We start from the raw sequence: 15626 nt of genomic DNA, 5'->3' as shown, positions 1-15626 counted from the left end.
CTCAATACGGTCCTCCGACCGGCAGTACATCGATGGCCAGGGCATGCACCCGGCCCTTGAGTTCGGCGTCCAGCACGTCCATGACAGCTCGGTGTTGCGCCACGCGGCTGAGCCCGTCAAAATGACGGGTCGCGATTCTGACACGAAAATGGGTTTCACCACCCTCGCGCCACCCGGCGTGTCCGAAATGCTGGTTCGATTCATCGATCACAGCGAGGAAAGCGGGGGCAAATTCGCTGGTGAGCTTGGCGGTCATGGTGTCGGTAAGGGACATTACGGCGGGCTCTCTAATTGGTTCAGGCACTTAACTAGGCGCAATGAAACTGCAATCCAAGATCTTCGACACCATTCGCATCAAGCCGCGCCGGGAAGAAAAGCCCGCGCCGATCGAGCACGTCTGTGAATGGGAAGGCTGCGAGGCGGCAGGCAATTATCGCGCCCCCAAGGGCAGTCGTAACGCAGGCGAGTATCACCATTTCTGCCTGGAGCATGTGCGCCACTACAATACGGCGTTCAATTTCTTCGCCGGCATGGAAAAAGAGGAATTGGACGAGGCGCTGCATGCCCCGCCCAAGGCCGAGTCGCGCTCCAGCTTCGCCACCGGCAATCCCGGCGTGCGCGGCGCCCGCGCTGCGGCCACCGCCGGGATGCGTCCCGGCGACCGCTATGGCGATCCGTTTGGCGTGTTTGCCAAATATCGCCACCGCCAGTCGCAGAAGCCGGCTTCCGAGCGCGTCCGCACCCTGCATGAGCAGGATCGGCGGGCGTTGGAAACGCTGGGCCTCGTGGGTCAGGCCAAATCGGACGAGATCAAGCGCGCCTACAAGACGCTGGTCAAAATCCACCATCCCGACGCCAATGGTGGCGACAAGGCCAGCGAAGAGCGGCTGCGCACCATCATCGCCGCCTATAGCCATCTGAAGAAAACCGGCTTCGTGCTCAAGTAGTCTTGCCGTGTGAATGGCTACCGCCACCGTCACAATGCTGCTATAGAGCCCGCGACTTTTATTCCCGCCCGCCTCGATCCTTCCGCCAAGAGCAATGCCCATGACTGAGTACACCAATCTGCCCGATACCGAATTTTCGGCCCGGGAGCTGTTCGGTATTGATACGGACATGAAGGTGATGGGCTACAAGGAAGCCAATAGCCACGTGCCGCCGCTGGACCCGGACTATCTGTTCGACCGCAACACCACGCTGGCGATCCTGGCAGGCTTTCAGCATAATCGCCGCGTCATGGTGCAGGGCTATCACGGCACCGGCAAGTCGACCCATATCGAGCAGGTCGCGGCGCGCCTCAACTGGCCGCTGGTCCGCGTCAATCTCGACAGCCACGTCTCCCGTATCGATCTCGTCGGCAAGGACGCGATCGTGCTCAAGGATGGCAAGCAGATCACCGAATTCCGCGACGGTATTTTGCCCTGGGCGGTGCAGAACAATGTCGCTCTGGTGTTCGACGAATATGACGCCGGTCGTCCCGACGTGATGTTCGTGATCCAGCGCGTGCTCGAAGTGGCGGGTCGGTTGACCCTGCTCGATCAGAACCGCGTGATCGTGCCGCATCCGGCGTTCCGCCTGTTCTCGACCACCAACACCATTGGTCTGGGCGATACTTCGGGCCTCTATCACGGCACCCAGCAGATCAACCAGGGTCAGATGGACCGCTGGAGCCTGGTCACCACGCTGAATTACCTGCCGCACGACAAGGAAGTCGGCATCGTGCTGGCCAAGAACAAGGCCTATGCCGAGACCGAGAAGGGCCGGAAAATCGTGTCCAACATGGTGCGGCTGGCCGATCTGACGCGCTCGGCCTTCATCAATGGCGATCTGTCGACGGTGATGAGCCCGCGGACCGTGATCACCTGGGCCGAAAACACCCAGATTTTCGGCGGCGATATCGGTTTTGCCTTCCGCCTGACCTTCCTCAACAAATGCGACGAGCTTGAGCGCCCCGTGGTGGCCGAGTTCTACCAGCGCGTGTTTGGCGAAGATCTGCCGGAAAGCTCGGCCAATCTGGCCATCACGGCCTGACACCACGCCTTCCGGATTGACCGGGAGGCCCCTCATCCGGCCCTGCGGGCCACCTTCTCCCCGACGGGGCGAAGGGAACGCGGTGGCCCTCCAAGCTCCGATGCGCCCCCTCGCCCCTTTGGGGAGAGGGTTGGGGTGAGGGGCGTTCGGGAACTGACGTAGAATGGCCACTCCACCGCGCAGCAAAGCCAATAAGCCCGACCAGACCCAGCTGTTCAAATCAGCCATGGGCGCGACGGTGCGCGCCATTGGTGGCCAGCCCGATTTGGAAGTCACCTTCACCGCCGACCGGCCGCTGCTGACCTCGGACAAGGCGCGGCTGGCCAATCTGCCGCGCCTGCCGACGCGCCGCGATATCGCCATTGCCCGCGGGCAGGGCGACGCCATGGCGATGCGTCTGGCCAGCCACGACCCCGAAGCCCACCGCAAGCGCGCGCCGATGGACCCCATCGCCCGCGCCGCCTTCGACGCGCTGGAGCAGGCCCGTGTCGAGGCGCTGGGCTGCGTGCGCATGCCGGGCATGGTCGGCAATATCGGCGAGATGCTGGAAGACCGGCTGTTCCGCGCCAATTTTGCCGAAATCAGCGACAAGGGCGATGCGCCTATCGCCGAGGCCCTAGGCCTGCTGCTGCGCGAGAAGCTCGCCGGCGTGCCGGTGCCGCCCTCGGGGCATGCGCTGGTCGAGCTGTGGCGCAAGGAGATCGAGGACAAGGGCGGCAAGTCGCTCGATGATTTGCTCGGCCTCTACGAAAATCAGGACGCCTTCTCCAAGGCGGCCAAGGCCCTGCTGCGCGACCTCAATCTGGTGCCCGAAAGCGAGCTGGAAGACCCCGACGCGTCCGACGACGACGAGAACGACGATTCCGAGCCCGAAGGCGGCGATAATTCCGAGCAGTCGCCCGAGCAGGGCGAAGGCGAGAATGACAGCCAGGACAGCGAGCAGGACGAGCAGGCCGGCGACAGCGACGAAACCGGCGATGTCGACGGCATGGAATCGGACATGGCCGATACCGACGAGGACGCGGCCGCCGAAGCCGGCGAAGACGCGCCGATGCCGCCGCCCGCCAAGGATGGCGGCGAGCGCCTGTCCAACCAGTTCAACTACAAGGTGTTCACCAACAAGTTCGACGAGATCGTCAAGGCCGCCGATCTGTGCCCGCCCGACGAGCTCGATCAGCTGCGGAGCCTCCTCGACAAGCAGCTGGAGAACCTGGCCGGCGCAGTAGCGCGGCTGGCCAACAAGCTGCAGCGCCGGCTGATGGCCAAGCAGAACCGCAGCTGGCAGTTCGACCTCGAAGAGGGGCTGCTCGATACGGCGCGGTTGACCCGCGTGGTCACCGATCCGATGCAGGCGCTCAGCTTCAAGGTCGAGAACGACACCGATTTCCGCGACACCGTGGTGACGCTGCTGATCGACAATTCCGGCTCGATGCGCGGCCGCCCGATTACCATTGCGGCGATCTGCGGCGATATTCTCGCCCGCACGCTGGAGCGTTGCGGCGTCAAGGTGGAAATCCTGGGCTTTACCACCCGCGCCTGGAAGGGCGGCAAGAGCCGCGAAGCCTGGCTCGAAGCCGGTCGCCCGGCCAATCCGGGTCGCGTCAATGATGTGCGCCACATCATCTACAAGGCCGCTGAGGAGCCGTGGCGCCATGCGCGGCGCAATCTCGGGCTGATGATGCGCGAGGGGCTGCTCAAGGAAAATATCGATGGCGAGGCGCTCGAATGGGCGCGCAAGCGCCTGATGGCCCGTCCCGAAGCCCGTCGCATCCTGATGGTGATTTCCGATGGCGCGCCGGTCGATGACAGCACGCAGTCGGTCAATGCCGGCAATTATCTGGAAGCCCATCTGCGCCAGGTGATCGAAGATATCGAAACCCGCTCGCCGATCCAGCTGGTGGCCGTGGGCATTGGCCATGACGTGACGCGCTACTACAAGCGCGCCGTGACCCTGCTCGATGCCGAGGAACTGGCCGGGGCGCTGACCGACGAGCTGGCCGCCCTGTTCGATGAAGAAATGCCGGCCCAGACGCGCCGGCGGAGCCGGGGATGACCCGGCTCGGCGCCGCCATCCTTGCGGCGGTGCTGGCGGGCAGTGTGTTGCCCGCCGCGGCCGTCGAGGTGAGCGTCAGCGCCAGCCCGATTACCCAGTTCAAGGATGCCGGTATCGACCAGCAGGTCGACCAGCTGGTGTTTCGTGGCGGCATCGCCCTGGTCAGCCAGGACGATACGTTTGGGGGCCTCTCGGGTCTCGCCATGACCGGGCCGGACCAGCAGGTGGTGTTTGTCAGCGATCGCGGCAATTTCGTCAGCGGGCATCTGGCCTATGACGATGCCGGGCGGCTGCTCAGCCTGATCGGCATCACCATCGAGCCGATGCGCAATTCCAGGGGCGATGTGCTGCCGCGCCAATATGCGCGCGATGCCGAAAGCGTCGACACCGTCTATCGCGATGGCGAGCCGGTGGCGGTGCGGGTGGGCTTCGAGCATCTGACGCGGGTGGCCGATTATGCGCTGACCGATGGCCGCCCAGGCGGCGCGGCGCGCGAAGTGGCGATTCCCGATTGGCTCACCGACCTGCGCACCAATGAATCGCTGGAAACCCTCTGCATCGCGCCACCGGCCTCGCCGATTGCCGGCTCGACCCTGCTGCTGACCGAGGAACATCTCGACGCAGCCGGCAATCATCAGGGCTGGCTGCTGGGGCAGAATGACAAGGGGCCGATCACCTATACCAACAGCCCGGTGGTCAATCCCACCGAATGCGCCTTCCTGCCCAATGGCGATCTGCTGGTGCTGGAGCGCGGCGTGGCTATGCTGAGCTTTGTGATGAATCTGCGCCGCGTCCCGGCGGCCGAGGTGCGGCCGGGCAATCTGATGGTCGGCGAATTGCTGCTCTCGGCCAGCGGCGGCTCCATCGACAACATGGAATCGCTGGCGGTCCATACGGCGCCGGATGGCGAGCTGCGCATCCTCATCGGCTCGGACAATAATTTCAACGACTGGCAGCGGACCTTGCTGCTGGAATTTGCATTGGCGGAGTAGGGGTTTTCTTCCCTTCTCCCCTTGAGGGAGAAGGTGCCCGAGGGCGGATGAGGGGTTGGTCCCGCGAGCATTGAAGCATGGGCACGCGCAGGACCCCTCACCCTGACCTTCCGCTGAACGCGTCAGGTCTGTCCCTCTCCCTCAAGGGGAGAGGGGGAGTTTAGCCTAAGCCGCTACGGCCCCACGCCCGGCCAGCCAGCTGCGCAGGGTCTTGTAGGGCGCCAGCATCAGTACGGCGAGCACCAGCTTGACCAGGAAGTCACCCAGCCCCAGCGAGACCCACAGCTCCACCTCGGGCCCGACGCCGAGCAGCGGGGCGGGGAAGGCTAGGGAGCCATCCTCGCGGCCGAACAGCGTGTCCAGCGCCACGAAAGCGGGGGCCATGGCCAGCGAGAAGAAGATCACCGTGTCGAGCGCCGAGCTGACCAGCGAGGAAAACATCGGCGCCTGCCACCAGGCGCCATGACGCAGGCGGTGGAAGATGGAAATATCGAGGAACTGGGCGCAGAGGAAGGCCGTGCCCGAGGCAATGGCGATGCGCGGCGTGGCGAGCCAGATCGACAGGACCACCGCCACGGCGAAACCGGCCAGCACCACGAGGCGCGCCCGGGCCGGGCCGAAGGCGCGGTTGGTCAGGTCGGTGACCAGAAAGGCCACCGGATAGGTGAAGGCACCCCAGGTGAGGATATCGCCGACATGGATGCCGCCGAGCTGAACATCGACCGGGAACTGAACGAGAAAATTGGACGCGGCAACAACCGCGACCATGGCGGCCACGGCCGTCATGAAGCGAGCAAGCATCAGAATGCACCTCTGTTAGCGCCGACCGGCAACAGACCGGAGCGCAGTGTTATGCGGGGACCTATAGCCCCCCAGGCGTCGTTCGTCACCCTCGGCTTTGATCCGAGAGTGCTTCGGCCGGTGCGAATGCAGCGGGCCAAATAAAAAACCGCGCGGGGCATTACCCCACGCGGTTCAAATTCGATAGCTGGCCGGTCGCTTAAGCGTTGGCGGCGAGCGTGGCGCGAATTTCCTTCTTGATGCCGGCAGCCAGCGTCGACAGCGTGTCGTCGCTCTGCTTGAGCAGGAAGGCGTCGAGACCACCGCGGTGTTCGACGGTGCGGAGTGCCGCAGCCGAGATGCGCAGCTTGATCGAGCGACCGAGCGCGTCCGAAATCAGCGTGACGTTCACCAGGTTCGGCAGGAACCGGCGGCGGGTGCGGTTAAGAGCGTGGGAGACGTTGTTGCCAACCATTACGCCCTTGCCAGTCAATTCACAGCGACGTGCCATTTGGAGATATCCTATTTGTGTAAAGGTCCTGCGTGGCGGACAATGCCGCGACGGGCCTCGATTGTTATGAGATCTGGCGTGTCTCTAGAGAAAATGGCCGCCGCAGTCAAGGCAAGCGGGGCTCAAACGCCCGCGAGCGCCTTGCATGGGCCATGGTGCGCAGGCAGTTTTGTTCAAATCACTGATTCGCGCCGCCCCCGCCCCCAGAGACCAGCCGCCTTGATCCAGTCCCGTTTCGCTCCCCTGGCCGCGCTGGCCGTTTTGTTCACGTTTCCGGTCGCGGCCGCCGAGGTCGATGCCACGGCACGCTATGTCATGACGCTGGGCGGCATCAATATTGCCGCCATGAATGTCGATCTCAAGGATGATGGCCGGGCCTATACGCTCGATCTGTCGGCCAATGTGGCGGGGCTGGGCACGCTGGTGGCCAGCGGCACCGCCAACGCCACCTCGGTGGGCAAGTCCTCAGGCAGCACCTTGCTGGCCGACAAATTCAACCTGCAGACCCGCGCCAATGGCGACAGCTTCACGGTCGACGTGACCTTCGCCGGCAAGGATGTCTCCTCCTTCAAGGTCGAGCCGCCGATCCTGGATAATTATGACCGGGTGCCGCTGGAACGCCGCCACCTGACCGGGGTGGCCGATTTCCTGTCTTCCTTCGTGCTCAAGGGCAAGGCGCTCGACAAGAGCCTGTGCCAGCGCCAGGCCAAGATTTTCACCGGCGTCGAGCGCTTCAATATCGCCATGAGCTATGCCGGCGAGGACAAGGCCACGTCGCCCCGCACCGGCTATCAGGGGCCGGTGGTGCTGTGCACGGTGTCGTATCAGCCGGTGTCGGGCCATTTCACCAGCTCGGACATCACCACCTATCTGGCCAATAGCGACCGCATCATCATCTGGTACGCCCCGTTGGGCGAGACCGGCTATTTCATCCCATATCGCGTGCTGCTCGGCACCAATATGGGCGATCTGTCGATGGTGCTGACCAGCCTGACCCAATAGGTCCCGTCCCGCTTCGGGACGGTCAACGGCTTTATTACCAATTTTGCCCCGCCATAGTGGCTGCGGCCGTGGCCATAGAGGTTAACGGCCGCCGGCCGGGCGCGGATTTTCGCGCAATGTTCTGCTCACAAACGGGCAGAATCGGCCGAAATTAACCCTTTTCTAACCAAGGTGAACCGGTTTGCGCCGTGCCGGCGCCGGCGCGACGTCATTTCGGCCCCTCTTGTGTCCCAGCCCGCTCCCGCCACCACATCTGGCCGTGAACAAACCCGCATTTTGCCTGTTCGCCCGATTCTGTCCCTGTTCGTTCCCGGTTTGGTTCGATGGTGAACGGAGCGGCGGATGGGCGGGCGATTGTGTCCAGATATGGGAATGGTGATGACCCCCGATCTCGCAGTCGACACCCTCCCCCTTGCGGGGAGGGATCAAGGGTGGGGGTGAGTCACGGGCACGGCGCTTGCGGCGAGATACCCCCACCCGGCTCGATCACGGACTTAGCGAAGGGCTAAGTCCTATCTCGCTGTCCCTCCCCGCAAGGGGGAGGGTGGGCCGACTGCGCGTGCGGTAGAATTGCCCCCGCCTGTCCCACTCCGGCACGGTCAATTGCCTGTTTCCTCAATTTGCGTCGCGCCGCCCCATAGCCGCCGCACCCCGCGTCATAAATCTGCCAAAAATCTTTGCCAGACAAGGATTTACCGCGCGTTTACTTTTGCCCGTTTCCGGCCGAAATTAACCTGCCGGTAACCAAGCTGAACGGATTTTTGGCTGTTTCCCGGTCGCAGCCCCGATTTCGCCATCCTCTGGTGTCCGAAGCCGCTGCCGCTACCACTGCTAGCCGTGAACGAAACCAGATTCTGTGAGTCGCGCCGATTCGGTGCCGTTTCGTTCCCTGCTTGTTCCTGCCGTTAACCGGCGTGGCAAAAGGGTCGCAAAGCCTGTCCTTTCTTGGGACAAACGCCGGACCATCTCGCAACCGCCATCGTGACCGCCTACATTGTCGGCAATGACTTTCGCGCCCCCTCAGTCGGTCAAGGCGATTCTTGGCCCCACCAATACCGGCAAGACCTATTTTGCCATCGAGCGCATGCTGGCCCATCCCACCGGGATGATCGGCCTGCCGCTGCGTTTGCTGGCGCGCGAGGTGTATCAGCGCTGCGTCGAGCGGGTGGGCGAGGGCGCGGTGGCGCTGGTGACCGGCGAGGAGCGCATCGTGCCGGCGCGGCCGCGCTTCTGGGTCTGCACCGTCGAAGCCATGCCGATGGATATCCGCGTCGATTGCGTCGCCATCGACGAAATCCAGACCGCCACCGATTTCGACCGCGGCCATGTGTTTACCGACCGCATCCTGCATGCGCGCGGCAGCAGCGAAACCCTGCTGCTCGGCGCCGCCACCATGGAGCCGGTGATCCGCCGGCTATTGCCGCATTGCGAAATCATCGACCGGCCCCGGTTTTCCCACCTGACCTATGCCGGGTCGAAGAAAATCTCGCGCCAGCCCGAACGCAGTGCCATCGTCGCCTTCTCGGCGCGGCAGGTCTATGCCATCGCCGAATTGATCCGGCGCGAGCGCGGCGGCGCCGCCGTGGTGATGGGGGCGCTCAGCCCGCGCACCCGCAATGCCCAGGTGGAACTGTATCAGAATGGCGATGTGGATTTTCTGGTCGCCACCGATGCCATCGGCATGGGGCTGAACCTCGATATCCACCATGTCGCCTTTGCCGATGACAGCAAATTCGATGGCCATACCAGCCGTCCGCTGACCCCGGCCGAGCTGGGCCAGATCGCCGGCCGTGCCGGTCGCCATGCCCGCAATGGCACCTTTGGCGTCACCGGCGGCACCGAGGGATTCGATGAAGAAATGGTCGTGGCGCTCGAAACCCACGACTTCGCTCCGGTAAAAGTGCTGCAATGGCGCAACAATCAGCTGGATTTCAGCTCCATCGATGCGTTGCGCTATAGCCTCGAAGCCACCCCCGACCACCGCAGTCTGACCAGGGTGCCGATTGCCAAGGATCAGCATGCCCTCGAGTTCGTTGCCCGCAATGAGGCGGGTAAGCTGGCCCGGGGCCTCGATGGGGCGCGCCTGCTGTGGGAGTGCTGCCAAATCCCTGATTATCAAGGGATTTCGCCGGCCAATCATGGAGAAATCGTCACCCGAATTTACTCGGATTTAGTCAAGCGCGGCAAGGTTGACGCGGACTGGATTGCCGAGCAGGTGCGCTTTTGCGACAATGCGAGCGGCGATATTGACACTTTAAGCAACCGGATCAAGCAGATCCGCACATGGACCTTCGTCGCGAACCGCAAAAACTGGCTTGCAGACCCCGCACATTGGCGCGAAAAGACCCGGGATATTGAAGATCGGCTGAGTGACGCGCTGCATGAGCGTTTAACCCAGCGGTTCGTCGACCGGCGCACCAGCGTGCTGCTTCGTCACCTGAAAGACAAACGTATGGCATCTCCCGAGATCAATGAGCGTGGCGAAGTGCGGCTGGAAGGCCATCTCATCGGCACGCTTGAAGGCTTCCGCTTCACCATCGCCCGAAATGACGGCGATGCCGACATCAAGGGGCTGCGCGCGGCGGCCGACCATGTGGTGGCCCCCGAGATCGCCAATCGGGCCGACCGGCTGGCCGGCGCGCCCAATGAAGAATTCGTGCTGGCCACTGATGGTCGCCTGCGCTGGAAGGGCGACATCGTCGCCGAGCTGATCGAGGGCGATGCGCTGTATCGTCCGCGCATCCTGCTGCTGGCCGATGAGGGCCTCACCGGCACCGATCTTGAGCGCGTGCAGGATCGCCTCAGCCTCTGGCTGCGCCACCACATCAATACCGTGCTCGAAGGCGTCATGGCGCTGGAAGCCCCGACCGACCTCGAAGGTCCGGCGCGCGGCATCGCCTATCAGCTGTTTGAGCATCTCGGCCTGATCCCCCGCAGCCAGGTGGCTGAAGAGGTCAAGACGCTCGATCAGGACGTGCGCGGCAAGCTGCGCAAGCTCGGCGTCAAGTTCGGCGCCTATCACATCTATCTGCCGCTCTCGCTCAAGCCCGCCCCACGCGAGCTGGCGGTGATACTGTTCGCGCTCCAGAATGGCGGCGTGCGCCAGGCCGGCGTCACCGACATTCCGCATATCGTGCTGAGCGGCCGCACCAGCTTCGTGGTCGATCCCGAAGTCGATACCCGCCTCTATGAAGTCGCTGGCTTCAAGGTGGCCGGCAAGCGTGCCGTGCGCGTCGATATTCTCGAACGCCTCGCCGATATCATCCGCCCGCTGATCGCGCTCGATCCGACCCGCCATCAGGGCGAGTTGCCGGCTGGCGCCGCCGAAGGCAATGGCTTCCGAGTCACCGTGGAAATGACCTCGCTGCTGGGTTGCTCGGGCGAAGATTTCGCCTCGATCCTCAATTCGCTGGGTTATCGCGTCAAGCGCACCCCCAAGGTGGCGGCGCCGGCTGTTGCTGAAGTTGCCGCCGAGGCAAGCGCGCCGGTTGATGCCGAGGCGACCGCTTCGACCGAAACCGTCGACGCCGCTCCGGCCGAAGACGTAGCGCCGGTCGAGACTGCTGCTGTCGAAGCAGCGGCCCCGGTCGAGGAAACTGCTCCCGCAGTCGAAGCCGAAGCCGAAGCCGAAGCCGAAGCTGCGCCGGAGACGGTCGAAGCCACACCGGCCGAGGCTGTTGAAGCTGTCGAGTCGACCGAATCGGCTGAACCCGCCGTGCCTGCCGAACCCGAATTCGACGAAATCTGGTCGCCTGCCGGCAAGCGGCAGGAGCATAAGCGCCACGACGGCCGTCGTCGTCCCGAGGGCGAGGCGCAGCAGACGCGCTCGCGTCCCGAGCGCAATCAGCGCCCGTCCGCGCCGCGTCGCCCCGAGGGTGAAGTGCAGGACCTCGCCAAGGCCCAGCATCTCAATCCGCGCCCCAAATTCGAGGGCAAGGGCCGCAATGACAATCGCCGTCCGGCCGACCAGCAGGGCGATCGCGCCCGTTTCGAGCGGCCTGTGGAAGTGCGCAAGGAAAAGGCTTTCGATCCCGACAGCCCCTTCGCCAAGCTGATGGCGCTCAAGGCGCCCAAGGGCCAGTAGCGCTTGGCAGGGAGTGTTGAACCCGTTCGCAAGGAACGACTCGACAAATTCCTGTTCTTTTCGCGGGCGCTGAAATCGCGCACGCTGGCGCAAAAGCTCATCGAAACCGGCGCCATCCGCGTCAATTCCGAACGCACCATCCGCTCCGACCTCAAGGTCGGGGCGGGCGATGTGCTGACCATGAGCCTGCATAGTCGCATCCTGGTCTGGCGCATTCTCGATTGCGGGACCAGGCGCGGCCCGGCCGCCGAAGCCCAGGCGCTCTACGAAGACCTATCGCCCCCGGTGCTGCCCAAGGCCGAGCAGTCGCCCTACGAAGCCGCCATCGCCCCCCGCGCCGAAGGCAGCGGCCGGCCGACCAAGAAGGAACGGCGGGAGACCGACAAGTTGCGTGGTGGGGATGATGGTAATGATTGAGTCTTTCTTCACCTCTCCCCCAAGGGAGAGGTGAAGAAAGATGATCCCCACGCTCACCACCTCGCGCCTCACGCTGCGCCCGCCGGTAATCGCCGATTTTCCTGCCTATGAAGCGCTGATGGCGTCGCCACGCGCGGTTTACATGGGTGGCCCGTATAACCGTTTCGCCGCCTGGGGCCTGTTCTGCCACGATATCGCCCAGTGGGAATTATTCGGCCACGGCGCGTTGATGGTCGACCTGACTGCTACCGGCGCCTGTGTCGGCCAGGTGGGCATCAATCACGGGCCGCTGTTTCCCGAACAGGAACTGGGCTGGCTGCTTTATGACGGGCATGAGGGGCACGGCTACGCTGCCGAAGCGGCGCGGGCGTTGCGCGATTGGGCGTTCACCGTGCGGGGTCTGTCGACGCTGGTCAGCTATATCGACGCCGGCAATCTTGCCTCCATCGCCGTGGCCGAACGGCTGGGAGCGGTGTGCGATCCGGCGGCGGCGCGGCAGGATCCGGAGGACCTGGTTTACCGCCATTCGCCGTGACGCGCCGACGCTGCCGGAATAGCTTTCCTGCTGGGGGCCTGCCTGCGCCAAAAGGTGCGCCTCTGCAGCCTTGCGGGGGGCACCAAAACGGGTTAGCACCGGACCTGTTGAGACCTGCCCGGACTGCCGCCCCGAGATGACCTACATCGTCACCGACAATTGCATCGCCTGTAAATACACCGATTGCGTGGAAGTGTGTCCGGTGGACTGCTTCTACGAAGGCGAGAACATGCTGGTGATCCACCCGGACGAGTGTATCGACTGCGGCGTCTGCGAGCCCGAATGCCCGGCCGAAGCCATCAAGCCCGATACCGAAAGCGGCTTGGATGAGTGGCTGGTGCTCAATACCAAGTTCGCCTCGCTCTGGCCCAATTTGACCGAGAGGCGCGATCCGCTGCCCGAGGCCAAGGAAAAAGACGGCGAAGACGGCAAGCTGGAGAAGTATTTCTCCGAAGCCCCCGGCGAAGGCGACTGAGTTTTCTGGCCGGCAGGCGGTTCGCCGCCGGCTTTGCTCGCGGTGCGCAGAACGCGGCCGGGCGCAAATTGTGGATAGGCTGTGGACAGCTCATCCGATCACCCTGGGCCTCAGCATCGCCCACTTGCGCGCTCGTCGCGCCACGGTGATTTACGACCTGATTCGTAGTTTTTGATTCTGCTGAAAATTTGTGCTATGGTCTTTTCAGATGCAGTTAAGCCCGTCACCCAGCCCGTGCCTTAAGGCACGTTTTTTTTGACAACATCATTGGATGCATGTGCTCCGGGGAAAGCGGACCCGGGTGCCCATGGGGTTGTGCTGCGCGCAGCGTCCCGTCCGGACGTGAGGTAAGAGTAGGAGTGGACGATCCTTCCCGCAGGGAATTGTCCATTTTGGGGCGTCAACAAGGAGTTCCATGAATATGGTAGCCAAGAAGTCACAGCAGCGGCTTGGGTTCAAGACGGGCGAGTACGTGGTCTATCCGTCGCACGGCGTCGGCGTGATCGTCTCGATCGAGGAACAAGAAGTCGCTGGGATGACCCTTGAGTTGTTCGTCATCAGCTTCGAGCAGGACAAACTGACCCTGCGCGTTCCTGTCGCCAAGATCAAGTCCGTTGGCATGCGCAAGCTCGCCGAGGAGACACTGGTCGATCAGGCGCTGGTCACCGTTACCGGTCGCGCCCGCGTCAAGCGCACCATGTGGTCGCGTCGTGCCCAGGAATACGAAGCCAAGATCAATTCGGGCGATCTCATCGCCATCGCTGAAGTTGTGCGCGACCTCTATCGCTCCGACGACCAGCCTGAGCAGTCCTATTCGGAACGCCAGCTGTTCGAACAGGCAATGGACCGCATGAGCCGCGAAATCGGTGCCGTCAACAAGCTGACGCTGACCGAAGCCGTCCAGCTCATCGAGAAGAATCTGGCCAAGTCGCCCAAGCGCACCAAGGCCGACGCGACTGAAGCCGCCGAGACCGACGAGGAAGCGGCCGCCTAAGCGTCGCCCTCCGCAAAATTCTGAAAAGAGGCCGGTAGCAATACCGGCCTTTTTTGTGTCCGCGCTGACGCTAACCGCGCAGCACGTCCTTGAGCCGCGTGGTGGCGCTGCCGGGGCGCAGCGGCTGTTGCTGGCTTTCATGCGGCGCCCAGCCCGAGAGCCAGATGATTTCGAGGGTGGCCCGGATGCGGCCATCGGGATCGCTGTCGCGCGCGGCATAGGCTTGCGCCGCTGCGCTGAGCAGGGCCGGGCTTGCCAGCCGTTTCGAGCGGTCGATCAAGGGGTTGGCGGCCCCCAGCGCCTTGAGTTCGGCCATCAGCGCAAACGGGGTCGCATAGCGCACGATATGGGTTTCGACATCGGCCACCGGCAGCGCCAGCCCGACCCGCTGCAGCAGCGCCCCAGCGTCGCGCACCTGGATCATCGGCGCCACCCTGGCCGACGCGCCGCCGAACACCTCGGCATCGGCTGCGAGAAAGGCTTCGCGCAGCTCGGTCAGCGTCTCCCCGCCCAGCGCCGCAAGCATCAGCAATCCATCGGGTTCCAGCCGGGCGCGCAGCCGCGCCAGATAGCCCGGCACATCATTGACCACCTGCAGATGCAGCAGCGAGACGATGAGGTTGAACTTGCTCCCGTCATCCGGGGGAATGCCATCATCGCCGGCAAAGGCGGCATGGCGCTCGAACTGGATTTCGGCGCTGGCCGACCGGGTCGTCACGGGCAGCAACTCGACATCGGGGCCGATGATCATGGCCTTGGGAAAGTCACGGATCAGCGCGCTCAGCCGGTCGTCGAGATCGGCCAGCACCAGCTCGGTGACAAAATCGCCGATGGTCTGTCGCCGGGCCAGATGGCGGGCAATCAGCGCGGTATCGAAGATGGCGGGCGACTGGCTCATGATGGACTTGCGGCCGGTTGGGGAGATAACGCAGTATCTGCCTTATGGAGAGCGCCGGGGAGCTTGTCAAAAGCGGGGGCTGGCGTCGCCGCCTGGGCCTAGGCGTGCGGCGCGCCGGCAGCGTGTTGCTCGATCTGGTCTATCCCCCGGTCTGCCTCAGCTGCGATGCCCCGACCGCCAACCCAGACTGCCTGTGTGCCCAGTGTTTCCAGGGCTTGCGGCCGATCACGGCGCCGCTATGTCCCCGCCTCGGCCTGCCATTTGATGCCGATCCCGGGCCCGGCGCGCTGTCGGTGGAAGCCATTGCCGATCCGCCCCCGTTTGGCCGCGCCCGCTCGGCGGTGGTCTATACTGAGGTGGCGCGCAGCATCGTCTCGCGCCTCAAATATGGCGACCGGCCCGAGTTGGCCCGCTTCTGCGCCCGGCTGATGGCCGGGGCCGGGCATGAGCTGTGGGCGGATAATCCGATATTGGTGCCGATCCCGCTGCATAAGGCGCGGCAGCGCCAGCGGCGCTATAACCAATCGAGTGAACTGGCGCAGGCGCTGGGGCAATTGACCGGGCTTGGGGTCGATCCGAGCCTGGTCCGGCGCAGCCGCAACACCAGGCAGCAGGTGGGTTTGAGTGGCGATGGCCGGCAGCGCAATGTCGCCGGCGCCTTCGCCGCTGACCCCGAAATCCTGCTGCGCGCCGGCGGCAGGCGGATCGTGCTGGTCGACGATGTCTATACCACGGGCGCCACCACCAAGGCGGCGGCGCGCAGCCTGCTCAAGGCCGGCGTCACGGCGGTCGATGTCGTGAGTTTTGCCCGAGTTGTCATTGGCGCCGACTTGCCCATATAAGGGACAAACATC

At 64.0% G+C, this 15626-nt stretch carries 15 protein-coding genes; 11 read left to right on the top strand and 4 right to left on the bottom strand.

Going from position 1 to position 15626, the window contains the following annotated elements:
• Position 1 precedes the first annotated feature (1 nt).
• Positions 2–274, bottom strand: a complete 273-nt coding sequence (locus tag ACX3OW_RS00545) for a BolA family protein (RefSeq protein WP_459093783.1) — start codon at positions 272–274, stop codon at positions 2–4.
• Positions 275–317: 43 nt separating this feature from the next.
• Here ACX3OW_RS00545 and ACX3OW_RS00540 point away from each other — a divergent pair, with 43 nt between their 5' ends.
• The 4 genes from ACX3OW_RS00540 (at position 318) to ACX3OW_RS00525 (ending at position 5076) form a co-directional block, all read left to right on the top strand.
• The gene (locus tag ACX3OW_RS00540; RefSeq protein ID WP_459093782.1) at positions 318–947 is read left to right on the top strand and encodes a J domain-containing protein; all 630 of its coding nucleotides are present in this window, start codon (positions 318–320) and stop codon (positions 945–947) included.
• Positions 948–1047: 100 nt separating this feature from the next.
• On the top strand, positions 1048–2031 hold the full coding sequence (gene cobS / locus ACX3OW_RS00535; protein ID WP_459093781.1) for a cobaltochelatase subunit CobS: 984 nt from the start codon (positions 1048–1050) through the stop codon (positions 2029–2031).
• Between the two features lie 163 nt (positions 2032–2194).
• The gene (gene cobT / locus ACX3OW_RS00530; RefSeq protein ID WP_459093780.1) at positions 2195–4084 is read left to right on the top strand and encodes a cobaltochelatase subunit CobT; all 1890 of its coding nucleotides are present in this window, start codon (positions 2195–2197) and stop codon (positions 4082–4084) included.
• The gene (locus ACX3OW_RS00525) at positions 4081–5076 is read left to right on the top strand and encodes an esterase-like activity of phytase family protein (protein WP_459093779.1); all 996 of its coding nucleotides are present in this window, start codon (positions 4081–4083) and stop codon (positions 5074–5076) included. Before cobT ends, ACX3OW_RS00525 begins: the two co-directional genes overlap by 4 nt.
• Before the next feature lie 165 nt (positions 5077–5241).
• Here the strand turns inward: ACX3OW_RS00525 and ACX3OW_RS00520 are convergent, their stop codons facing one another.
• Positions 5242–5877, bottom strand: a complete 636-nt coding sequence (locus ACX3OW_RS00520) for a VUT family protein (RefSeq protein WP_459093778.1) — start codon at positions 5875–5877, stop codon at positions 5242–5244.
• Between the two features lie 199 nt (positions 5878–6076).
• Complete coding sequence (gene rpmB / locus ACX3OW_RS00515; protein WP_459093777.1) at positions 6077–6367, bottom strand: 50S ribosomal protein L28; 291 nt, start codon at positions 6365–6367, stop codon at positions 6077–6079.
• Between the two features lie 219 nt (positions 6368–6586).
• Here rpmB and ACX3OW_RS00510 point away from each other — a divergent pair, with 219 nt between their 5' ends.
• From ACX3OW_RS00510 to ACX3OW_RS00485, 6 genes are all read left to right on the top strand, one after another.
• A complete protein-coding gene (locus tag ACX3OW_RS00510) occupies positions 6587–7369 on the top strand; it encodes a DUF3108 domain-containing protein (protein WP_459093776.1) in 783 nt (260 codons plus the stop codon).
• A 1003-nt stretch (positions 7370–8372) separates the two neighbouring features.
• Complete coding sequence (locus ACX3OW_RS00505) at positions 8373–11453, top strand: helicase-related protein (RefSeq protein WP_459093775.1); 3081 nt, start codon at positions 8373–8375, stop codon at positions 11451–11453.
• A gap of 3 nt (positions 11454–11456) precedes the next feature.
• Positions 11457–11870 (top strand): RNA-binding S4 domain-containing protein, encoded by a 414-nt coding sequence (locus tag ACX3OW_RS00500; RefSeq protein ID WP_459093774.1) that lies wholly within the window; start codon positions 11457–11459, stop codon positions 11868–11870.
• A 40-nt stretch (positions 11871–11910) separates the two neighbouring features.
• The gene (locus ACX3OW_RS00495) at positions 11911–12405 is read left to right on the top strand and encodes a GNAT family N-acetyltransferase (protein ID WP_459093773.1); all 495 of its coding nucleotides are present in this window, start codon (positions 11911–11913) and stop codon (positions 12403–12405) included.
• Between the two features lie 136 nt (positions 12406–12541).
• Positions 12542–12880: a ferredoxin FdxA gene (gene fdxA, locus ACX3OW_RS00490; RefSeq protein WP_459093772.1), complete on the top strand. Its 339-nt coding sequence runs from the start codon at positions 12542–12544 to the stop codon at positions 12878–12880.
• 415 nt (positions 12881–13295) lie between these two features.
• On the top strand, positions 13296–13874 hold the full coding sequence (locus tag ACX3OW_RS00485) for a CarD family transcriptional regulator (RefSeq protein WP_459093771.1): 579 nt from the start codon (positions 13296–13298) through the stop codon (positions 13872–13874).
• A gap of 70 nt (positions 13875–13944) precedes the next feature.
• Here ACX3OW_RS00485 and ACX3OW_RS00480 read toward each other — a convergent pair whose 3' ends face one another.
• Complete coding sequence (locus ACX3OW_RS00480; protein ID WP_459093770.1) at positions 13945–14772, bottom strand: SAM-dependent methyltransferase; 828 nt, start codon at positions 14770–14772, stop codon at positions 13945–13947.
• 104 nt (positions 14773–14876) lie between these two features.
• Between ACX3OW_RS00480 and ACX3OW_RS00475 the strand changes: the two genes are divergently transcribed.
• A complete protein-coding gene (locus ACX3OW_RS00475; RefSeq protein WP_459093769.1) occupies positions 14877–15614 on the top strand; it encodes a ComF family protein in 738 nt (245 codons plus the stop codon).
• Positions 15615–15626 lie beyond the last annotated feature (12 nt).

This window comes from Devosia sp. A449, from assembly GCF_054489375.1.
The sequence above is the reverse complement of the archived record's forward strand: the minus strand, read 5'-3'. Positions and strand labels throughout refer to the sequence as shown.